The organism is Micromonospora sp. NPDC047527 (assembly GCF_040643015.1).
In the GTDB taxonomy this organism is placed as follows: Bacteria; Actinomycetota; Actinomycetes; order Mycobacteriales; family Micromonosporaceae; genus Micromonospora.
The window spans coordinates 266,375-287,148 of sequence record NZ_JBEYTK010000001.1 but is presented as its reverse complement, the minus strand read 5'-3'; the positions used below and the strand labels follow the sequence as shown (position 1 = coordinate 287,148).

21 protein-coding genes are annotated in these 20,774 nt (G+C 70.7%); 6 read left to right on the top strand and 15 right to left on the bottom strand.

Going from position 1 to position 20,774, the window contains the following annotated elements; genetic code table 11:
• Nucleotides 1-88: 88 nt before the first annotated feature.
• From ABZ808_RS01195 to ABZ808_RS01180, 4 genes are all read right to left on the bottom strand, one after another.
• Nucleotides 89-838, bottom strand: coding sequence for an alpha/beta hydrolase (locus ABZ808_RS01195; protein ID WP_356999175.1), 750 nt, complete (start codon nt 836-838; stop codon nt 89-91).
• Nucleotides 839-1,099: 261 nt separating this feature from the next.
• A complete protein-coding gene (locus tag ABZ808_RS01190) occupies nt 1,100-1,399 on the bottom strand; it encodes a hypothetical protein (RefSeq protein WP_356999173.1) in 300 nt (99 codons plus the stop codon).
• Nucleotides 1,400-1,493: 94 nt separating this feature from the next.
• Nucleotides 1,494-2,915 (bottom strand): NAD(P)/FAD-dependent oxidoreductase, encoded by a 1,422-nt coding sequence (locus ABZ808_RS01185; RefSeq protein ID WP_356999170.1) that lies wholly within the window; start codon nt 2,913-2,915, stop codon nt 1,494-1,496.
• 1 nt (nt 2,916) lies between these two features.
• Nucleotides 2,917-3,477, bottom strand: coding sequence for a hypothetical protein (locus tag ABZ808_RS01180; RefSeq protein ID WP_356999167.1), 561 nt, complete (start codon nt 3,475-3,477; stop codon nt 2,917-2,919).
• A gap of 195 nt (nt 3,478-3,672) precedes the next feature.
• On the opposite strand from ABZ808_RS01180, the gene ABZ808_RS01175 reads away from it, so the two are divergent.
• Entirely contained in the window at nt 3,673-4,278 is a 606-nt protein-coding gene (locus ABZ808_RS01175; protein ID WP_356999164.1) for a TetR/AcrR family transcriptional regulator, read from the top strand.
• 52 nt (nt 4,279-4,330) lie between these two features.
• Here ABZ808_RS01175 and ABZ808_RS01170 read toward each other — a convergent pair whose 3' ends face one another.
• The 3 genes from ABZ808_RS01170 to ABZ808_RS01160 all read right to left on the bottom strand — a co-directional run bounded on the left by ABZ808_RS01170 (nt 4,331) and on the right by ABZ808_RS01160 (nt 7,481).
• Nucleotides 4,331-5,509, bottom strand: a complete 1,179-nt coding sequence (locus ABZ808_RS01170) for a GDSL-type esterase/lipase family protein (protein WP_356999161.1) — start codon at nt 5,507-5,509, stop codon at nt 4,331-4,333.
• A 78-nt stretch (nt 5,510-5,587) separates the two neighbouring features.
• Nucleotides 5,588-6,160, bottom strand: a complete 573-nt coding sequence (locus tag ABZ808_RS01165) for a TetR/AcrR family transcriptional regulator (RefSeq protein ID WP_356999158.1) — start codon at nt 6,158-6,160, stop codon at nt 5,588-5,590.
• An 85-nt stretch (nt 6,161-6,245) separates the two neighbouring features.
• Nucleotides 6,246-7,481 carry a low temperature requirement protein A gene (locus tag ABZ808_RS01160; protein ID WP_356999155.1) on the bottom strand — a complete coding sequence of 412 codons (1,236 nt, stop codon included), beginning with the start codon at nt 7,479-7,481 and terminating at the stop codon, nt 6,246-6,248.
• 236 nt (nt 7,482-7,717) lie between these two features.
• Here ABZ808_RS01160 and ABZ808_RS01155 point away from each other — a divergent pair, with 236 nt between their 5' ends.
• Both ABZ808_RS01155 and ABZ808_RS01150 read left to right on the top strand, forming a co-directional pair.
• A complete protein-coding gene (locus ABZ808_RS01155) occupies nt 7,718-7,933 on the top strand; it encodes a TetR family transcriptional regulator (protein ID WP_356999153.1) in 216 nt (71 codons plus the stop codon).
• Nucleotides 7,930-8,457 (top strand): cupin domain-containing protein, encoded by a 528-nt coding sequence (locus ABZ808_RS01150; protein ID WP_356999151.1) that lies wholly within the window; start codon nt 7,930-7,932, stop codon nt 8,455-8,457. The genes ABZ808_RS01155 and ABZ808_RS01150 overlap by 4 nt, the downstream gene beginning before the upstream one ends.
• 154 nt (nt 8,458-8,611) lie before the next feature.
• Here the strand turns inward: ABZ808_RS01150 and ABZ808_RS01145 are convergent, their stop codons facing one another.
• Complete coding sequence (locus ABZ808_RS01145; protein ID WP_356999149.1) at nt 8,612-9,232, bottom strand: TetR/AcrR family transcriptional regulator; 621 nt, start codon at nt 9,230-9,232, stop codon at nt 8,612-8,614.
• Between the two features lie 75 nt (nt 9,233-9,307).
• Here ABZ808_RS01145 and ABZ808_RS01140 point away from each other — a divergent pair, with 75 nt between their 5' ends.
• Nucleotides 9,308-9,715 (top strand): RidA family protein, encoded by a 408-nt coding sequence (locus tag ABZ808_RS01140; protein ID WP_356999147.1) that lies wholly within the window; start codon nt 9,308-9,310, stop codon nt 9,713-9,715.
• Between the two features lie 150 nt (nt 9,716-9,865).
• Here ABZ808_RS01140 and ABZ808_RS01135 read toward each other — a convergent pair whose 3' ends face one another.
• Nucleotides 9,866-10,240: a MerR family transcriptional regulator gene (locus ABZ808_RS01135; protein ID WP_356999145.1), complete on the bottom strand. Its 375-nt coding sequence runs from the start codon at nt 10,238-10,240 to the stop codon at nt 9,866-9,868.
• Nucleotides 10,241-10,355: 115 nt separating this feature from the next.
• On the opposite strand from ABZ808_RS01135, the gene ABZ808_RS01130 reads away from it, so the two are divergent.
• Nucleotides 10,356-10,928 carry a zinc-binding dehydrogenase gene (locus ABZ808_RS01130; protein ID WP_356999142.1) on the top strand — a complete coding sequence of 191 codons (573 nt, stop codon included), beginning with the start codon at nt 10,356-10,358 and terminating at the stop codon, nt 10,926-10,928.
• A 78-nt stretch (nt 10,929-11,006) separates the two neighbouring features.
• On the opposite strand, the gene ABZ808_RS01125 is transcribed toward ABZ808_RS01130, so the two are convergent.
• The 5 genes from ABZ808_RS01125 to ABZ808_RS01105 all read right to left on the bottom strand — a co-directional run bounded on the left by ABZ808_RS01125 (nt 11,007) and on the right by ABZ808_RS01105 (nt 16,618).
• The gene (locus ABZ808_RS01125; protein ID WP_356999140.1) at nt 11,007-13,139 is read right to left on the bottom strand and encodes a radical SAM protein; all 2,133 of its coding nucleotides are present in this window, start codon (nt 13,137-13,139) and stop codon (nt 11,007-11,009) included.
• A 10-nt stretch (nt 13,140-13,149) separates the two neighbouring features.
• Nucleotides 13,150-14,547, bottom strand: coding sequence for a TfuA-like protein (locus tag ABZ808_RS01120; protein WP_356999138.1), 1,398 nt, complete (start codon nt 14,545-14,547; stop codon nt 13,150-13,152).
• The gene (locus tag ABZ808_RS01115; RefSeq protein WP_356999136.1) at nt 14,540-15,706 is read right to left on the bottom strand and encodes a YcaO-like family protein; all 1,167 of its coding nucleotides are present in this window, start codon (nt 15,704-15,706) and stop codon (nt 14,540-14,542) included. Before ABZ808_RS01115 ends, ABZ808_RS01120 begins: the two co-directional genes overlap by 8 nt.
• Nucleotides 15,707-15,733: 27 nt before the next feature.
• A complete protein-coding gene (locus ABZ808_RS01110) occupies nt 15,734-16,108 on the bottom strand; it encodes a hypothetical protein (RefSeq protein WP_356999134.1) in 375 nt (124 codons plus the stop codon).
• A 147-nt stretch (nt 16,109-16,255) separates the two neighbouring features.
• The gene (locus ABZ808_RS01105) at nt 16,256-16,618 is read right to left on the bottom strand and encodes a hypothetical protein (protein WP_356999132.1); all 363 of its coding nucleotides are present in this window, start codon (nt 16,616-16,618) and stop codon (nt 16,256-16,258) included.
• A gap of 369 nt (nt 16,619-16,987) precedes the next feature.
• Between ABZ808_RS01105 and ABZ808_RS01100 the strand changes: the two genes are divergently transcribed.
• Nucleotides 16,988-17,734: a MerR family transcriptional regulator gene (locus tag ABZ808_RS01100; RefSeq protein ID WP_356999129.1), complete on the top strand. Its 747-nt coding sequence runs from the start codon at nt 16,988-16,990 to the stop codon at nt 17,732-17,734.
• An 8-nt stretch (nt 17,735-17,742) separates the two neighbouring features.
• Here the strand turns inward: ABZ808_RS01100 and ABZ808_RS01095 are convergent, their stop codons facing one another.
• On the bottom strand, nt 17,743-20,766 hold the full coding sequence (locus ABZ808_RS01095) for an ATP-binding cassette domain-containing protein (RefSeq protein ID WP_356999126.1): 3,024 nt from the start codon (nt 20,764-20,766) through the stop codon (nt 17,743-17,745).
• Nucleotides 20,767-20,774: the final 8 nt, after the last annotated feature.

Here is a 20,774-nt window from a genome sequence, read left to right as displayed (position 1 = left end):
GATGCTGGCCCCAGGCTGGGTCTCGGTGCGAGACAGCCTGGGGCCACCAATCGTCATCATGGTTGCCGACATTGTCGGGACAGCACACCTAGCTCATGGTGGCGCGGGCGGCGGTGTCGATGAGGTCCGCGACCGGACCGGGTTGTGAGACTGCCACGGCGTGGGACGCGGCGACCTCGACTGTCGTGGACCCGGCCCTCTCGGCGAGGAAGCGCTGCAGGTCTGGCGGAATGCCCTGGTCCTGGGTGCTGATCAGCGTCCACGATGGGATCGTCTTCCAGGCGGCCTTTGTCACACCCTCCTCCTGGGCGCTCGCAGAGGCGGGCCGCTGCGTTACCGCCATGAGTGCGGCGGTGTCGGGGTCGACGTCCGCGGCGAACACCTCCGGGAACTTGTCCTGCTGGATGTACTGATCCATTGTCGTGCCACCGTTGTCGAGAGGGATCGGCACCATTTTGATGCTGGAGGCGAGCTGACTTCCGGAGTACTTGGAGATCAGCCCGATCACACTTTCCCCTACGTCCGGGCTCACGCTGGCGACGTACACCAGAGCCTTGACATTGGGAGCGCCATCCGCGGCCTCGGTCATTACCAGCCCGCCGTACGAGTGGGCGGCCATCACGACCGGCCCGGGCATGCTGTCCAGAAGCGAGCGAACGTAAGCCGCGTCCTTCTGCACACCGCGCAGCGGGTTGGCGACGGCAATGACCGGATACCCCCGACGCTTGAGGTGAGCAATCACTCCATTCCAACTCGACGAGCCGGCGAATGCCCCATGGACGAGAACAACGGTGGGCATCCCTGCCTCCTGGGCAGACATGTCGGGCGCAGCGTTCATCTGGCATTCCTTTCGAGAGGCCCCACTGCCCGCTGCATGTGGTAATGCAGACCTGGCCAGCGCGGACGGTCGACGGGCGATTCACTGGCAGCGCGTACCGACCCGCAATCCCGGCCAGTGCGGTGCCGCATCCAATATCCGGTACGGGTCAGACTGCTGTCAGCGAGATCGAGAAAAGCCAGATGTACGAGCCCACCCCGGCGTTCCGGTGGGCCCTGAATCGGCGCCTCGGGCCGGCCGACCCGAAGCGCCGACACGGCACTACTCGATATCCGAGAACAGCCCCATGATCGTCACCTGCGCCTGCGTCAGCCCTCCGAAGACGGCACCGGCAACGGGTGTCGCGACCGCGGCGGAGGCGTCCTCGTAGCTGTCGAAGTACAGGTCGAGGGTCCGGTACGCGGGGGTGGCGGTGCCATCCTCCTTCGGCCACACCTTGGCCGATTCGATACGCCGTACCTTCGGGAACGTGTCCGCGGCCTGTCGTACTTCCGCGTAGACCTTCTCAAACTCGTCAGGGTTCTCGGGCTTACCGATGATCAGCGTGATCTTGGTGGGCATGACGCTCTCCTTACATGGTTTCCGAGTGATGACACGAGAGACGACCGAGGGCGCCGGGCCCGGACGACGGGACGAGTGCCCGGCCCATCGACCGTCAGCGGCCGTAGGTCTCCAGCAGCCGCAGCCACACCTCGCTGACGGTCGGGTACGCCGGAACCGCGTGCCACAGCCGGTCCAGCGGCACCTCACCGACGATGGCGATCGTCGCGGCGTGGATCAGTTCCGCCACGTCCGGGCCGGCGAGGGTGAAGCCGACGATCACCTTCCGGTCCTCGTCGACGACCATCCGGGCGTGCCCCTTATAGCCATCGGCGTGCAGGGACGACCCGGCAACGGCACCCAGGTCGTAGTCCACGACACGGATCCGCAGCCCGGCTGCCTCGGCCGCGGACGCCGTCAGACCCACCGACGCGATCTCCGGGTCAGTGAAGATCACCTGCGGCACCGCCCGCTCGTCGGCCGTCGCCACGTGCCGGCCCCACCGGCCGTCCTCGACCGTGGCACCCTTCGCCCGGGCCACGATCACGTCGCCCACCGCCCGCGCCTGGTACTTGCCCTGGTGGGTCAGCAGCACCCGCCGGTTCACGTCGCCCGCCGCATACAGCCACTCGCCGCCGCCGACGACGCGCAGGGTGTCGTCGACCGCCAGCCAGGCACCCGGGGTCAGCCCGATGCCGTCGAGGCCGATGTCCTGAGTGTTCGGTGTACGACCAATCGCCACCAGCACCTCGTCGGCCTCGACCCGGTCACCGTCGGCGGTCACGATCTGGACGGCTCCGCTGTCGTCGCGGTTGACGGAAACGGCCTCCGCGCCGGGGCGTACCGACACACCGGCCTCGCGCAGCGACTCGGTGACCAGCTCACCGGCGAACGGCTCCACCGACGGCAGCACAGAGTCGCGAGCCAGCACCGTCACCGACGACCCCAGAGCGGCGAACGCGGTCGCCATCTCGGTCGCCACCACGCCACCGCCGATGATGGCGAGCCGGCGGGGAACCGAGGCGGCCGAGGCGGCCTCGCGGCTGGTCCACGGCGCCGCCTCACGCAGGCCCGGGATGTCCGGCAACAGAGCACTGCTGCCGGTCGCGACGACCACCGCGTGTCGCGCGGTCAACGTCGTCGTGACACCGTCGACGCCGGTCACCTCGACGACCCGCTCGGAGCTGATCCGCCCGTGACCGCGGTGCAGCGCGATCCCGGCCGACTCCAGCCACGAAACCTGCCCGTCGTCCTGCCAGTGCGACGCGAAGGAGTCCCGCCGGCTCAGCACCGCAGCCGCGTCCAGGTCTCCCGTCACCGCCTCCCGCGCGCCCGGCAGTTGGCGGGCCGCCCGCAACGCGGACGCGCTGCGCAGTAACGCCTTGGTCGGCATGCAGGCCCAGTACGAGCACTCACCGCCGACCAACTCCCGCTCGACGATGGCGGCGGTCAGGCCACCCTTCACGACCCGGTCGGCGACGTTCTCCCCGACCGGACCCGCACCGATCACGACGACGTCGTACTCAAAGGTGGTCATGTCAGTTGCCCTTCGCGGCGCGGCCGAGGCGGACAGCCGCGATGAGGAAGAAAATGGCGCCGGGGATGGCGTAGCCGGCCGCGTTGGTCAACGACGGGTTGTCCGCGGACGCGCTGGCGATGAAGGACCCACCAGCCAGAACCGAGATGCCGCCGCTGATGATCATCGGCCACTGGCCGCCCATCCTCCGACGGGTGACCCCCACGATCAACTGGACCAGGCCGGCCACGATCGCCCAGGCACCCCAGACCCGCAGAACCGCGGGGATGCCGGACGAGCTGGCGACGCCCACGCCGACGGCCGCGATCAGGCTGACCGCGATGTTCACGTACAGCAGGGCCGGCGAGCCGGTGGTCCGCGACGAGCGAAGGTCGTAGATGGCGGCACCCACGTCGAACAACGGATAGAGCACGAACAGCGCCACCGCGAGGGGGCCGATCTCCTTGGCGGTAGCGATCGTCACCCCGGCCCACACGATGGCGAACGCGAAGCGGCCGAAGTACAGCCGCCGCAGCGCGGACGCCGTCTGGGAGATGCCGGGTGGAGCAGCAATGGTGGCCACGGTGAGCCTTTCAGCGGAGGGGCTTGCTGGAGAGATCGAACGTTCTGTCGTGCCAGCATGGCAGGCGCCACGGCAAACGTCAAGACCGAACGTTCTATCTGTGCTCGCCGGGCGGGGCGGTGGCGGGCGGAACACCGCTGCTCACGGCGGCTTGCACTGCTCAGACCGAACGTTCTTTTCGCTAAGATGGTCGGTATGACGCGCGGCGAACCCGACACTCGGCCCTCTGAGGCGCGACTCCGGCTCCTCACCATGGCAACCAGGCTCTTCTACGCGGAGGGCATCCACTCCGTCGGCGTCGACCGGATCATCGCCGAGGCGAAAGTGACCCGGGCCACGTTCTACCGGCACTTCCCCAGCAAGGACGACCTCATCCTCGCCTACCTGCGTGACGTCCATCAGATGGATCGCCGCGCGGTCGATGCGGCCCTCGCCACCAACCCGTCGCCGCTCGACACCCTCCTGGCCATTGCTGGCTCGATTGCGCAGAACATCCAGTCCCCCGGGTTCCGTGGGTGCGCCTTCCTCAACGCCGCCGCGGAATATCCCGACACCAACCATCCCGTCAACCAGGAGATCATCACCCACCGGCAATGGTTCCTGGACACACTCACCATGCTGATGGCGCAGGTCCACGAGGAGACGGCGGCTCCCGCCGCGCGCCATTTCGTCATGCTCCGCGACGGCGCCATGGCAGCCGGATGCCTCTACGACCCCGCGCTGGTGTCCGAGACCTTCGTGCGCGGGGTCGAAGGGCTCCTCCGGATCAACGCCGAGCGCCGGTCGACCACATCCCGCTGATCGCGGCTGATCGATCCACGCCCGCGGCCGGCGCTGTCCGCGTACCCCCTGGTCAGCCCCTCTTGGCGGCGAAAGGGCCGCCGTCGCCGAACGCGAGCCGCGCGAAGTTCTCGGCGATACGGCGGTGCCCGGCAGTGTCCGGGTGGAGTTCGTCGGGTAGCGGGTGTTCGGCGTAGTCCGCCTCGCCGTACAGGTCGCGGCCGTCGAGGTAGTGCAGGTTCGGGTCGTCGGCCGCGCGCTGTTCGACGATCCGGGCGAGTTCGGCACGGATGACGTTGAGCGTCAGCCGCCCGGCGGCCCGCTCGGCCGGATCGCCCGTGGCCTTGAACCGCAGCCTCCCGCCCTCGACGTCCGGCGCGAGAGGGCCGGGCGTGTCCTCCTGGACCGGGCACAGGATGGCGGACACGACCAGCAGTGGTGTGGTCGGATGCCCCTCTCGGACAGTGTCGAGGAAGCCGTGGACCGCTGGAGTGAAGGCGCGTAGACGCATCACGTCGCCGTTGACGATGTTGATGCCGATCTTGACGCTGATCAGGTCCGCGGTGATGTCCCGCATCGCACGGGCGGTGAACGGGTCGAGCAACGCGCTGCCGCCGAACCCCAGGTTGACCAGTTCCACGCCGCCCTCGGCCGCGGCCAGGGCTGGCCAGATGGCGCTGGGATGACCGGCGTTCGAGCCGTGGCTGATGGAACTGCCGTGGTGCAGCCACGTCCTGCGCCCGCTGGGCGGTGCCGGCTCGACGGGCGCGTCGCTGCGCAGCGCGATCAGCTCAGTGATTTCCGTGTGCGGCAGCCAGATCTCGATGTCCTTCTCACCCGCGGGCAGACCCGCGAAGCGTGCGGTGCCGGCCGGCCCTTCGGTCAGCACGGAAGCCTGGGTGAACATGTTGGTAATGGTCCGGACATTGCCCCCGGCCACCGAGGCCTGCGCGGCCAGGCGACCGTCGATCAGCAGGTCGTAGACGCCATCCGGCGGGGGCGCGAAGCCCTGGTAGACCCGCCTGGTCGGCAGCGTGTCCAACTCGATCACGCGGGCCCGGGTGCGGAAGGCCAGCCGCACACCGGAGGGCTGGGCCTCGGCCATGGTCAGTTGGTCATCGGGGATCTGCCGGCGCGCCCGCGCGGGCAGCCTGTGCGGCAGCAGACCGCGTGCGGTCGCCTCCACGTCGACGTGGCCACGCAGGAGGTCCGTGGTGACCGGGGTGACGACCCAGTGGTGTTCGGTGGTCATTGCCTCAAGCCTCTCGACCGAAATGTCGGTGTTCGTCGGCGCGACGCGCAGCGGACCGTGTGCGGCGGCGCGGCCGGGTCAGGGGGTGCTGCTGCGGTCGCGCAACAGCGCGTCGAGCGAATCGACGATCCAGTCCCAGGATTCCCGGGCATCGGGGGCACTGTGGTCGAAACCACCGGCCAACTCCAAGCTGACGTAGCCGTGAAAGACGCTGCCCAGCATCCGGACCGCGTGCGTCGCGGCCGGCTCGTCCAACTCGTAGCCTCGCAGGATCGCTCGCGCCATCTGCACGTGTCGGACGCCGGCGCTGGCGGCCGCCGTGTCCGGGTCGAGTCGGAGCCGGGCGGCGGCATAGCGACCCGGGTGCTCCCTCGCGTAGTCGCGGTAGGCGTCAGCGAACGCGGCCAACGCGTCCCTGCCGGCACGGCCGGCCACGGCGTCGGCGACGCGGTCGGCGAGTTCCTCCAGCGCGAACAGCGCGATGCGGGTCCTGAGATCCTGGGAGTTCTTCAGATGCGAGTACAAGCTCGGGACCTTGACGTCGAACCGCCGGGCGAGCGCCGAGACGGTGACCGCGTCGAAGCCGACCTCGTCGGCCATTTCCGCCCCCGCGCGAGTCAGACGCTCCGGCGTCAGACCCAGCCTCTCCATCGCTCTCCCCCATCTGCCTACACCTATTATGCTCCTGCCTAATGGTTGTAGGCAAATGCCGGTCGCGGTGCGTGGCCGCGCGCGGTCACGCCTCGGCGGGGCGATCGTCGGATGCCTCCCGACCGATCGGCGAGGCGGGAACCTCCAGCGGCCGTCCCCGGCTGCGCAGCGCGTCGAGTGACGCGACCAGGGCCAGCACTCCGGCCACCACGCACAGCCCGACCATCGGCGCCCAGCGGACCATCGCTGGCGTGAGCAGCAGGAGGACCACCACGCCGATCAGCCGGGATGAGGTGACCCGGCCGAAGATCTCGTACTCCAGCCGCATACGGGCGACGAGGAAGAGCACCGGACCTCCCGCCACGAACAGAAGCCCACTGGGCCGCGCCGGTCCGAACGGTTGATCGATCACCAGCTCGTAGCCGACCGAGGTGGCCAGCACGCTGAGCACGATCAGCAGATGCGTCCGCTCCGATGCCGCGCCCAGCCGGCCGGGCAGGGCCGCCCGATCGAACGCCTCGGTCAGCAGCAGACCGGCGCGGTGGAAGTAGATCCGCCAGAGCAGCGCGCTGGTGGCGAAGGCGACCGTGAAGGCTGCTGCCCGCACCCCCGAGTAGTCCCGACCGCTGAACACCACGCCGATGACCAGAATCGACTCACCGAGCGCGATGAGGAACATCTGCTGGTAACGGTCGGCAAGATGCGTCCCAGCGATCCGCCAGCGGCCCACCTTTGAGGCCCCGAGCCACGGCAGCGGCCAGCCCAGGGTCCAGGCGAGGTAGTCGACCGCGAGGGCGGTAGCCCACAGCGGCAGGCGAAGATGGTCCGGACCCAACGCGCCGGCCAGCCAGAGCGGCGCGCTCGCCGCGGCCCACGCGGCAAGCCGGAGCGGCACCAGCCGCCGCGGATGGCCACGCAGCCCGGCGGCGACCACCAGCGGCCGCACCAGCATCACCATCAGGTACGCGGCCGCGAACGGCAGTGCCCGCTCCTCCATGGCGCGTGGCAGCGTCACCGCCATGATCAGGCCGGCGAACATGGTGCCGACCACGACGGCCTGGATGAGCGGGTGCTCCGGTTCGTAGCGACTGGTGATCCAGGCGGTGTGCGACCAGATCAGCCAGAGCGCCAAGAAGAGCAGCAGGGTGCGACCGAACCCTGTGACGAGTTCCCAGCCGGCGTCATCGCTCAGGCCGGCGAACCGTTGCGAGACCCGGGTGAGGGCCACAACGAAGGCCAGGTCAAAGAAGAGCTCCATGAACGTCGCGCGGCCCGAACTCATCGGAGAGCGCAGCAGTTCGGCACCCCGGCCCGCCGCCATCGTCCGCCTCCGTCCCCCCTTGTCGCACCAACGAACCGGTGCCGGAGGAGTTGCGCCAGCCTTCACCCGCCCGGGCCGGTATCCGCTTCGCTTTGCAGCAGACAGCCGCCAACGACGCCGCGCCGCTGGCCTACTGTCGGGCCGGCGAATGGGCTTCCTCGTGCCGCTGCGCGGCCGCGTTATCTCGTCGTCACTAGGATGCGGGTCATGACTGCGGCGCGCCACGCGGACCAACGGTGATTCGTGCTCCGCGCAGCGACGGCGTCGCCAACCGGGAGAAGGTCCTGGCGGCGGCGTTGCGCACGTTGCAGCGTGACATGACGGCTCCCATGGCGGTGGTCGCCCAGGAGGCTGGCGTGGACGTCGGGACGCTTTACCGTCATTTCCGCGACCGGGAAGCCCGCGCCGCACTGCGCTGCGAAGAACTCCACCAGGAAGGACAGGCAGCATGACCGCCCTCGACCGCGCAACCCCTGCCATCCCCGACGACGATCCGACCCGGACACTGGCCGTCGCCAACCCCGACGACCCGGCAACCACCTACATCTCCCTCGCCGGGGGCACCTACGCCATGCTGATCACCGGCAAGCAGACCAACGGGCAGTACTGCCTCATCGACATGCGCGTCCCCGACGGCGGCGGGCCGCCGCCACACCGGCACGACTTCGAGGAGATGTTCACCGTTCTCGAAGGCGAGATCGATTTCACCTTCCGCGGGGAGAAGCACACCGTCCGGGCCGGCTCCACGGTGAACATCCCGGCCAACGCGCCGCACAACTTCCGCAACACCTCCGGCGCGCCCGCCCGCATGCTGTGCATGTGCACCCCCGCGGGCCAGGACGAATACTTCCTGCGCGTGGGCGACGAAGTCGCCGACAAGGACGCACGGCCGCCGCAGCTCACCGACGAGGACATGGCGGAGCGCCGGCAACGCGCAGCCGACCTGGCTCCCGCATACCGCACCGAGATGCTCTGACAGCCCGCCGCGCACGACCACCCCACCCGCTTCCGAGATCAGGCCCCCTCGACGCAGCCGCGACAACTGACGCGCCTCGCGCCTGTGGCGCTGGCCGGCGTACGGGGTGTCGTCCGCCACTCCGCCCGCGTCGGAGTCCTCCCCGTACCCCCTCTCACCTGGCCGGGCCCGACTGCCGCCAGCCGCTCTCGACCGACCGGCGGCATCGCTCCGGGTCGTCGCCGGTACTGGTGAACAGCGCGGTCAGCAGGGTGACGCCGTTGGCGAGCGTCTCGGGCGGCAGCGGGCCGTTGGCGACCAGCGAGACCAGCCCGTGGGTGACCGTCCAGGTCTGGATCGCCACGTCCAGGGGGACACTGTCGGCGCGGAAGCGACCGGCCTGGATGGCTCGCCCGGCGGCCTGCACCAGGTACTCCAGGGTCGCGTCCGCGGCCTTGAGGTCTTCGAGGTCGAAACTCGCGTCGAACATCACCCGGTACAGGTCGGGATGGTCCAGGGCGTTGCCGAGGTAGGCGGCGGCCAGGGCGGTCAGATCCCCCACCGGGTCCGCCGACGTGGGCACGGCGGCGAAGCGGGCGGCCAAGCGGGTGAAACCCTCCTGCCGCAACGCCTTCCACATGCCGTCCATGCCGCCGAAGTGGGTGTAGACGGCCATCGTCGAGACGCCCGTCCCCTCGACGAGTGACCGCAGGGTGATGGGCTCGCGGGTGCGGAGCATCGTCGCCGCTCGTTCGACGAGCAAGGTGCGGACGGCGGGGTCCCGTGTTCTCGCCATCACACCAGGATACATAACATTGCTGTGTTATGTTTTCCGAACCGAGTCCACAGGCTCCGCGACGAAGGAGACGGCATGCCCATCACCCTGATCAACCCCGAGGGACTGCCGACGGTGGCCACCCACCAGCAGGTCTCGATCGCCACCGGCTCGAAGCTGGTCTTCCTCGCCGGCCAGGTCGCACTCGGCCCCGACGGAAGCACCGTCGGGGTGGGCGACCTCGCCGCTCAGGTCGAGCAGTGCTACCTCAACGTCGGCACCGCCCTGGCCGAGGTCGGCGGGTCCTTCGACGACGTGGCGAAGCTGACCGTCTACATCGTCGACTTCACCCCGGACAAGATGCCTCTGCTGCTGGAGGGGATCTCCCGGGCGGCCGCGAAGCTGGGGATCACCCCGACCCCGCCCCTCACCGGGCTGGGCATCAGCGCGCTCGCCGCCCCCGACTTCCTGGTCGAGGTCGAGGCCACCGCCGTCCTCAGCTGAGGGCAGACGTGCCGAGTGACGCGACACCGGCGACCGCCGGTGTCGCGTCGGGCTCAACCGCCCCGGCCAGGGCGACCTCCGCTCATCCGTATCGTCACCGGTCAGGATGCTCCGACCCAGCCGGCGAGGCGACGATCGCGACAGCCCTTGTCACGCGCGCGATTCCGGCTTCGGAGCCTGGTCCAGGTGCTGGTATGCGGTGCGGATCACCGAGTCCAGCCGGTCCCGGGTCTCGGTGAGGCCCCGCAGTTGGCGGTCGATGCGATCGCGTTCGACCCCGAGCCTGGCGATCATGTCGGGTGTGGCGATCCCGGTGTAGACGCACGGCAACAGTTCGAGGATGTCCCTGCTCGACAGCCCGGCGGCGTAGAGCTGCTGGATGAGGCGGACCCGGTCCACCGCCGTCCCGTCGTAGCGCCGCTGCCCGCTGGTGCTGCGCTCGGCGTACAGCAGGCCCTGCTCTTCGTAGTAGCGCAGCGCCCGCACGCTGACTCCGGATCGTTCCGCCACCTCGCCGATCCGCACGACCGCCCCCTCCTTCGCGTCACACCACGTCGGGTGTTCCTACCCCTGACGTCACCGTCAGCAAGCACGGTAGCCGGTGCCCAAGCCACCACCCGGATGTGTGAGCCGCGTTACTATGAGCCGCGCATTTGGATACCGTGCCTTCGGTGGCCCCGAGGTCCAGTTGTACTTTGATCGGCCCGACCCGCAGCCCGGCGACGGTGAGATCCTCGTCAAGGTCCGGGCCGCTGGGGTCGCACGCCTCGACCACCTGCTCCGATCCGGAGCTGTCCGGATGCTGAATGGGCACGTGCCATTCCCGCAGGTGATGGGGATGGAGGCCGCTGGCGACGTGCTCGCGGTCGGCGCCGGCGATGTGCCCGCGCAGGTGCGCGAGCTCGCCCCCTCCGGCGTCGACGGCGTGATCGACCTCGTCGGCGGCGACTCTCTGCGCGCGATCGCCGGGCTGGTGAAGGATGCCAAGCAGTTGCTGTCAGCCGCGGACAGCATCGTGAGCGAACTGGGCGGCGAGTACCTGACCCGCCGCCTCGGCAGAGCGTCGCTCGAAGCGGTCGCCGCGCTGATGGTGGACGGCACCATCGACCCGCAGATCACGCGTACGTTCACCTTCGACCAGAGCGCGGAGGCACTGGCGGCCGTCGAGACCGGTCACACCACCGGCAAGCTGGTGATCGCTGTCACCGCCTGATCGGCAGGCGTCCCGACCGGCACGGCCGGTCGGGACGCTCGCACGTGTCAGATCTGGCCGCCGCGCCCCGCGCTCGGGTCACCGCGTCGGCTCGGCCGGGGCCGGGGGGTGATGCCGGCGGATCAGCCGCTCTCCGATGAAGGTCCGCCAGACCCGCTCGGCGACCGTCGGTTCGACCATCCAGAGCCGACTCTGCGCCTCGGCGAGGGTGAGCGGCGCGGTGAAGAGTTCCAGGATCAGCCGGCTACTGCGGTTGAGCGCGAACACCTGGCCGTCGGCCCGACGGAACAGGTTCCGGTCCGCCGGCAGGTCGCCGGGGACGCCGTCCTGCTCATCCGACCGGATCCGCCGGTACGCGTCGCGGACCCGCTCGTCGTCGTGGTCCACGAAGGAGCCGTTGGCGAGGAACTCGGTCTGGTCGTCGGTGTCGTGCCGGACCCGGTCGTGGGCGAGCACACCGCGCACGGCGGTGCCGTACCGGTCGTGGTAGAAGAACGTGTGCGGGGTGTCGGTGCTGCCCAGCCACGGACGGTGGAAGTGCCCAGGGTTGAGGCCGGCCTTGGCCTGGGCGACCTCCTCCTGCGCCGCCTCGGTCACCGGCTCGTCGTACCGGAGCATCCGGACGATGTCCGAGCCCTCCACCGGCCGTACGTTGGTGATGCCGAACCGCTCCGGCTCCTTGGCGACGATGGCGCCCGGGGTCAGCATGAAGTCACCGAGCCCGCCGAGGGTCCACAGGTCCGGGTTGTCGCGCAGGAACGTGATGCTGTCCAGCGCCTCCTCGCGGGTCTCGGTGGGAAACCCGGTGAAGCCCATCATCTGCACACCGATGTTGGCCTTGGTCATCGCGGTCATGGTGCGCCGTACCTGCTCCGGCTTGGTGCCCTTGTCGATCAGGTCGAGGATGCGCTGGTTGCCGGACTCGAAACCGACCGAGATGGCGACACAGCCGCTGCGCCGCAGCAGCTCGCAGCGCTCGTCCGACCAGTACTTCTCCAGCCGGATCTCCGCACCCCAGCGGAAGTCCAGCCCCCGCTCGACGGCCTGTTCGGCGAAGCGCAGGATGGTCGCGGGAGCGAGCACGTCCACCGAGAAGTAGATGAACTTGGCGAACTTCGACAGCTCGGTGACATCGGTGATCATCTTGTCCACCGTGTCCTGCCGCCACGGGCTGGTGGGGCCGTCGGTGTTCAGTCCGTAGTCGCAGAACGTGCACTTGTTCCAGTAGCAGCCTCGGGTCGGCGAGTAGTAGACGAATCGCTCCGGGCTGAGGTAGAGGTCCCAGGGCAGGCCGGAGAAGTCCGGGACGGGCATCTGCGCCAGGCGTTCGTAGCGCAGCGGCAGCTGGCGCTGCCGGCCGTACTTCGGGTGCAGGCGGACATTGGGGTGCCCGGCCGGCAGGGTGCCGGCCGCCACCGCGTCCAGGATTTCCGTGTACGCGCTCTCCCCCTCGCCGACCACAATCGCGTCGAAGTCGGCAAGCACCTGGAAGACGTACTCGGGTTTGCTGGCGCACTTCCAGACGTCGGAGATCTCCGTGCCACCCGCGATGAGGAAGACGTCCGGGCAGGCCCGCCGCACGAGTCGGGCGATCCAGAGCGCGAACGGAAGCTGCCACTGATAGGTGGCGCTGATCCCGATCACCTGGTGCCCGCCAGCGGCCAGTCGCGGGATCAGCACGTCCTCGTAGTACGGCTGGAAGGGCCGGTTGAGCCGGCCGAGCAGCGCCTCGTCGGTCAGCGCGGCCACCGAGCCGATCGAGATCATCGGCGGCGGGTGGAGTCGGAAGCCCGCGCGGAACTGGCCGGGGAACCCGACCGCGCCGAGCGCGTCCATCCAGGAGATCACACCCTCGACGGCGTCCTGGTAGTGCCGGTAGTCGTAGAACAGGGTCGGATCCTGCAACACCCCGATCGACCGGCGCAGCCGCTCCGGATCGGGGTCGGGCAGGCCGAGCTGATTCGCCCGGGCCATCAGCGCGTCCGGGCCGCTGAGGTCGTCGATCGAGAGCCGGGACCGCTCCCGCAGCAGCCACTCGTACGCCGACGGTGTGTAGGAGTGGTGGAACGCCTCGATGTTGGCGTCGATGATCTCCGCCGGCCGGTGCCCCTGCGCCCGGGCGTACGAGTCGAGGTAGTTCAGGGAGTGGTATCCCGAGGTGGGATCGGTCAGCGGGGGGTAGATCAGTGCCGCGTTCACCGTGCCGCTCATCGACGCCTCCTCAGCCGACCCGGGCCACGGAACCGGCCAGGGTGTCCTCCTGCGCGCGTCGCGCCACCTCCGGCAGCCGCGGAGCGCCGAACGCCTTCACGTATGCCACAAGCGGTTCGGCGGCGTACCGGAACGCCGCCAGGTCGACGAAGCCCCGGTCCCACGCCGCCGCTTCCAGCCCGTCGGCGTCGCAGCCCCACAGCCTGGCGAAGCACGCGTCGATGACCTCGGTACGGAAGTGCAGCCGACCACCCGGGCGGCGGTGCCCGGTCGTACGTGGGACGACTGTCTCGTTCAGCGATGCTGCGGTCGCCGCGACCTGCCGGGCTGCGGCGAGCATCGCGGGCGTACGCAGCGGCGCCGCGACCATCCACAGCGCCAGGCTGCGGTACGGCGTGGTGCCGAACGCCCGCACCACCACCCGCAGCACCGCCTCGCGGTCGTCGAGGCTCCGTTCCCGGTCGGTCAGCCAGTCCCACCCGCCCGGCGCCCCGGCGGTCAGCCCTCGCTCACGGGCCACCTCGCGGGCGCGCTCCTCGACTGTCGGGTCGGCGATGTCGACGCCGGCCAGCCCGGCCAGCACCCCCCGTCGGTGCCAGGTCGGCTCCTCGGGGTGCAGCAGCATCAGCACCGCCGCGGCCTCCCGGTCGCTGACCCAGTGCCCGCCGACCGACGCCCCGGCGAACCGCGATCGCCAACTGTCGAGGAAGCGGGTGTGCAGGTTGTCGATCGGCTGATCGCCGTCGTGCGCCGGGCACAGCTCGGGCGCGTCGTCCGCCGCGAGTGACAGCAGCAGCCGCGCGTCGGCGCTCTTGGCGTCGGCGGGATCTCGCCGGTGCCAGGTCAGGAACCGGTCCACCACGGCCGCGGCCTCGGGTGGCGCGGTGCGCTCCAGCGCGCGGTACGACCGCCGCCGGAAGGGCAGGTCACGGCCGATGTCCAGCAGCAGCGCGGCCTCGGCGTCGCTGAGCACGCCGGCGGCGACGGCGCGACGCAGCGCGACGCGGATGTTCACCAGCGGCTCGCTCAACGGACGATGGCCGTCCTCGGCGGGCCCGTGCACCACCGCCACCTCGTCGTCGCCGGTGACGATGCCGTCGCGGTAGAGCTGGAACACCTCGCCCACGCCGCGCATCCCGAACGGCCACAACTCGGCGGCCCGCAGGGCGCCCATGCTGGCGGCGCCGGCCACGGTCACCCCACGGTCGAGCAGGTCGAGGATCTCCCGGTGGCGGACCGGCGGGTGTTGCAGGAAGAACCCGTCGACGACGAGGACCCGGTCGCCGGGTGCGACGTCCAGGCGGAGCAGGTCGCCGTGCGCGACAGGCGGCAGGACCACCGCGTCGGGCAACAGCCGACCGACCTCGTCGGCCGGCAGGCTCGGACCGATGAAGACGACGTCAGTCACGGGGCACTCCTGGTCGGGTACTCAGGGCCCGCTCGTCGAACATCCGCAGGCCGGGGGCGAACACCTTGCTCACCGGAATGCCGATGTCGTCGTGCGTCAGGTCGACGCTGAACGGCTCGACGCCGGTGATCCGCTGCACCCGCGACGCCAACTCGCGCAGCACCTGGGTCACGTCCCCCGCGGGCGGTTGGTCCCGACGGACCGGCCGGACGGGCCGGTCGACGGTGGGAGGTGGGACCGGCGGGGCGCCGACGTCGTGGTACGCGGTGGCGTCGATGTCGTCCCGCGCCCCGGAGACCATGACCAGCCGCGACTGGGCGGCCTCCGACATGGCCCGACCGACGGCGATCTCCGGGTCCACGTGGCAGCCGAAGCCGCCGAAGGTGACCGGCAGGTCCTCCGACCAGATCGAGGCGGCGTAGCAGGGCACGCCCACCGCGTTGGTGATGTCGCAGACCTCCACCCAGCAGCCGGCGCGCACCAGCGCGTCGTGCACGGTGCGGGTCATCGCGTTCGTGGCGGTGCCCGGGTCGGTGTAGGTGCGCTCGTCCAACTGCGAGGTGCAGTACGGGGCGATGCAGTCGCGCTCGACGACCTCCAGCAGGGCGTGCAGGCTGGCCTCGGCGAAGGTGTTCCCGGTGGCCAGCCCGTTGCTGCTGGGGGTGAACAGGGCGCGGTCCCAACCACGCCGGACGGTGAAGTCGAGTTCGATGGTGGCGCGGGGCACCAGGTAACGCGCACCGGTCACCAGGCCACGGCCGGCCACCCAGTCGAGCTCGACGGCAGGGGTCAGGGGTGACCGCTCCGCCAGGTGCAACCACCGGACGTCGTACGGAAGGTCGAGCGCCTCGGCCGGGGACCGGACGACGGTCCCCGGCCGGAGGTTCTCGGCATGCCAGGACTCGATGCTCTCCATCACCGCGCTGACCCGGGACTGCGTCGCCGTGGCGCCGGTGCCGACGCTCACCGCCATGGTGGCTCCGACCGGCCGGTAGGCGACGTGCACCGGTAGGCCGATCTCGTCGAGCCGGGTGATGTCGGCGACCCGGGTGATCCGGAACCGGTCGAGCATGCCACCGACCCGTTCCCAGGTCTGCTCCACGGTGGCCGTCCGGTAGGTGCCGGATCGGAACGCGATGGTCTCGGTCATGTCAGTCATCGAGGCTCCCGGTGGGGGGTGGGAATCTCAGAGGATGAGGACGGCGATGATGTTGACGTTGTTGTCGGCGACCGGGGCCACGCCACCGGCGACCGTCTCCAGCTCGGCCTCGGTCAGCTCGTTGAGGTCGACCAGCGGCACCTCGGGCACGTGCAGCACGTGCCGGCCGGGCGTGCCGGCCCAGTCGTTGACGATCTCCTCCTTGGTGTAGAGCGTGGCGGGCTGGGCGCGGTCGACCTCGACCGTGGCGCCGGCTGCGACCGGCAGGCCCGCCGCCGTCGCGTACCCGGTCGGGTCGGCGAGGAGGCGTTGCAGTTCCTCGTCGCTGCGCCACACCGCGGTGACCAGTTCCGAGTACTTGGTGACGAACCTCGCGCCATATTCCTGTCCGTCGTTGCTCATCGTTCGGTCCTTTCCTCGGGATCGCTGCGGAGAAGCGGTTAATTGCCGTGGGGAGAACGCTAGAAAGATCGAGGTTCGGCAATCAAGGATTTCCTCTGACTGCCATCAGTTTCTGCCGCAGCGGCCGGCGGGCGGCAGACATCGGTGTCAGGTGCAGCAGCACGGGCAGCAGCAGGCACAGCTGGAGTCCAGGCCGGCGACGACGCTGTCCAGCTCGTCCTCGGCCAACTCCGCCTGGGCCACCGGCAGCAGCGACGGCACGAAGAGCACGAAGGCGCCGGTGGTCCCCGCCTGCTCCCACGACTCGACCTGCACCTCAAGGTCGGGATCGGCGTCGGCGACGTCCCGGACCACCCGGACCTGCACGTCCTCGGGCAGTTGAAGGCCGTAGCCGGCGAGGAAACCCCGCGGGTCCCGGTCGAGCGCCTGCTCCTTGACCGGGTCGGCCCAGACGTCGGCAACGAGTCGGCTGTACGCGGCCACGAACACCGCTCGATCGATAGGCGTCATACCCCTGCTCCCTTCGATGGTCGGCCACCGGCGGCGACACCGGGGCGGCGACAGGCAGCGCGGGAGGTTCCCCGGGCCGCCGGTTTCGCTTCATCGTGGGCCACCGGCCGATCCGGTTTGCCCAACGAGTGGGAATTTCATCGAATGCGGCCGCGAAAAGGTCGCGCTGCGGCGAAAGCCGGGTAATTGGGAATCAGCAGCCGATGGCGGATCGCGATTCTAATGACCGTTGTCGCCATAGACAAGTAGTAATTCCTCGCCTGTTACCCGCCCGGTGCCCGCACATACGCTGCGATCGTCGGCCCGCCCACCGTGACAGCGGTTCGACGGGGTGCCAGGTTCCGTCACCGAGTGCTGCCGGAGGCCACCGTGACCATCGACGAGGTGACGACGACGTCCGGCGGCCCGGTCGGGTACAGCGTGGAGGAACTCGCTCGCAAGGTCGGGATGTCAGCACGCAACATCCGCGCACACCAGGCCCGGCGGCTGCTGCCCCCGCCAGTGCGACACGGCCGGGCCGCGCTCTACGACGACTCCCACGTCCGCCGGCTGGACGCGATCCTCGCCCTGCAACGGCAGGGCTTCAACCTGGTCTCCATCGAGGCGATGCTCGGGGTCCGGGCCAGTGACGAGGCGCCGGACGGACTGACCGCGATGCTGCAACGCCTGGCCACCGACCGTCCCGCGTTGGCCCACGCGCTGACCCGGCACGGCGTGATCGGCCGCGCCGCCGACGGCACCGTCCGGACCGTCCGGCCACGCCCGCTGCGCGCCGCCCTGGACCTGCATCGGGTACGGGTGGGCACGGTGCCCGCACTGCAGACCCTCAGCGAGGTGCTGGACAGCCTCCGGCCGATAGCCGACGAACTGGTCGCCGCCGTCACCGCCCGGCTGCTGGCCCTCGCGCCGGAGCTGGTGCGCAGCGGCGCCCGGTCGTCCTGGGCCGACCTCGACCGGGAGACCCTGCTGCTGACCCAGGGTGTGGTCAACGTGCTCACCGAGGCGTTCCGGCTCGCCGTGGAGAACCAGGCGGAGGCGCACGTCGCCGAACTGCTGGAGAACCACCTCGACGCCGACGTGTGCCTGGAGGACGGCACGGCCATCGACAACGGCTGACCGGACCGTCAGCTCGTCGCGGGTTGCCCGTCCGGCTGCCGGCTCGCCACCTCGGCGTCGGACCGATCCGGCTGTTCCACGAGTTGCCGCCGCGCCAGTCGGTGGAACAGCCCTTCGGGTTGGTCCATCAACTCGTCGTAGCTGCCCCGCTGGACGATCCGCCCCGCTTCCAGGACCACGATGGTGTCCGCCGCACGCACCGTGGACAGCCGGTGGGCGATGACCACCCGGGTCGCGGCCAGGGCCGCGGTGCTTTGGGTGACCACCTCCTGGGTCCGGTTGTCCAGGGCGCTCGTCGCCTCGTCGAGGAAGATGATCCGGGGCCGGGGAGCCAGCGCGCGGGCGATCAGCACGCGCTGGCGCTGCCCGACGGAGAGCGTCCCGCCGCCGAACGGCACCATCGTGCTCATTCCCATCGGCAGCGCCTCCAGGTCGTCGGCGAGGCCGGCCATCCGCGCCGCCTCCCAGACCTGGTCCAGCGGGAAGCTGCCGGCGCCGCAGATGTTGTCCCGTACCGAGCCGGCGAAGAGCTGACCGTCCTGCAGGACCACCCCGCACTGCCGGCGGACCGCGTGCACGTCGAGTTCGGAGAGGTCCTGGCCGTCGTAGAGCACCGCGCCCTGCTGCTGGCGTTCGAAGCCGAGCAGCAACCGGAGCAGCGTGGACTTTCCGCAGCCACTCGGCCCGACGATGGCGACGAACTCACCCGGTCGGACGTGCAGGTCGATGTCGACGAGCACCGGCGGCTCGTCCGGCTGGTAGGCGAAGGTGAGCCGGTGCAGCGCGACCTCGCCGCGCAACTCGCCCGGGTCCACCCGGTCCGGCCGCGCCTCGGGGTCGGCGCGCAGGATGTCCCGCAGGCTGCCCAGCCGGGGCACCGCCGCGATCACCTCGACCCCGGCCGTCACCAGCACCAGCAGCGCGCCGAGCAGCATCGCGAAACCGACGTTGAGAACGAAGAAGTCGGCCGGCGCGACCCGGCCGGCGAGCGGCCCCATCAGCACGGCGAACAGGACCAGTTGACCGGCGACCGGCAGCACGGTGGCGAAGGCGACCAGGCCCGCCTGGCTCTGCCGGACCCGTTGCAGCGCCGCCCGGGCCACCGCGGCCACCTCGGACCAGCGGGCGTGGGCCCGCGCCTCGGCGGCCGCAACCTTGATCTTGATGATGCCGCCGAGCAACTGGTTGGTCATCGCCGCCGCCCGGTGCTCGGCCGGCAGCGCGGACCGTTGCTGACGGACGATGAGTACGGCGAACGCGCCGAAGGCCAGCATGGTGACGCCGACGATCCCCGCCCCCCACAACCCGAGCACGGGCTCGATCACCAGCAGCATGCCGAGGGTCACCACGACTGTCGCGCCCGCCGAGACGAGCTGCGGCAGCAGCGCGCTCAGCGCCTCACCGACGAACGAGATCCCCAACATCGAGTTGGCGATCTCACCGCTGCTGCGACCGGTGAAGAACCGGGCCGGCAGCCGCATGAGCCGGTCCCAGATCGCCATCTGCGCGCCGGACTGCAACCTGCCGTCCAGCCGCAGCAGCCGCAGGTTCTGCACCACACCGACCAGCCCTGCGACCACCGCGGCGCTGAGCAGCAGCCCGAGGAAGCCGAACAGGCCGTGCACCTCGCCCTGCCGGGCCAACTGGCCGAGCACCGCGCCGGTGGCCAGCGGCACGCCCAGGCCCAGCAGCGCCACGCAGACGGCGGCGAACAGCAGGCCCCGCACGTCGCGGGCCGCACCGACAAGCCCGGCCCGCAGCAGGTGGCGCATCCGCGCGGTCGGCGGTAGCGGTGCCTGCACCTGGGTCGCCTCGGCGGCGAACGTCGCGGCCACCGTCGCGTCGATCGAACCGTACGCCCGGGTGTCCGGGTCGACGTGGTGGTAGCGACCTCGGCGGAACAGCAGCGGCACCGCGACGGCGCGCTCCGGGTCATCGCCGGTCCGCCACCCCACCAGCGGCCCCAGATCCCGCCGCCACCACCGGTCCGGCAGGTGCACCTCGCGCAGGAACAGGCTGGACGCCCGGGACACCGCGTGCACCGCCGCCCGGTCGTCCAGCGGCGCACGGCTGCGGTCCGCCGGCTCGTTGACCGGGCTGCCCATACCCTCGGTGACCACCCGGACCACCGAGGCCGCCCGCCCGTACCGGTCGAAGCCGGCCTCGATGTCCGGAACCGGCACCGCGCCGCCCGCGCCGATCACCCCGATCGACCGGCGGGCCGCCGCGGCCAGCACCGCGGCGTCGATCTGCCGGCGCCGCTCGACGGCGCTCAGCAGGGCCGCGTCGGCCTCCTCGATCCGGGTCTCCACCATCCGCAGCAGGCGGGCCACGTGCTGGTCGACCGCCGACCGGAGCTCACCGGTGACCAGCAGGTCCCAGCTGCCGTGGCTCTCCACCGCGCACGGCGACTCGGCCACCACCCAGTCCCGTTCGGCGACCAGCAGCAGCTCCCGCTCCCCCGACATCTCCACCGGGCCACCGTCGTTGCGGCGCAGCTGTCCGCCGGCACTGCGCAGCCACCAGGCGCCGCCGGTGGAGGTGAGGGCGCTCCCCTGCGCCAACGAGAGGATCTCGCGCCCGTGCAGCGTGGACGCCTCCCGGGGCGCCTGCCCGCGCCGCAGCGCGTCGGCGATGGTGACCAGCACCAGGTCCACCCCCGCGACCAGCTCCCTCGCGGCGGTCCGCGCCCGCCCCTCGTCCGCCGGACGGCCGAGCCTGACGTGCCGCTCCAGCAGGGACAGGTGACGCCGGGACAGCCCGCGCAGCTCCGTACCGGGCAGCGGCACCAGGATCAACTGCCACGCACCGATCGCGGTGGACGTCGGCACCAGGCCACCTTCGGGCAGCCGGGCCACATGGTGGCGACGCGACGGGCTCAACCCGGCCCGGCGCACCGCGAACAGGTCGGCCTCGCCGCCGGTCACCAGCCAGCCGGCCATCGGGCCGTCCAGGCGGCAGACCTGGCGTACGCCGTCGGCGCAGAAGCCGATCAGGCCGCCGGCCTGGGGGTCCTCCACCGCGCCGCTCATCAGCGTCT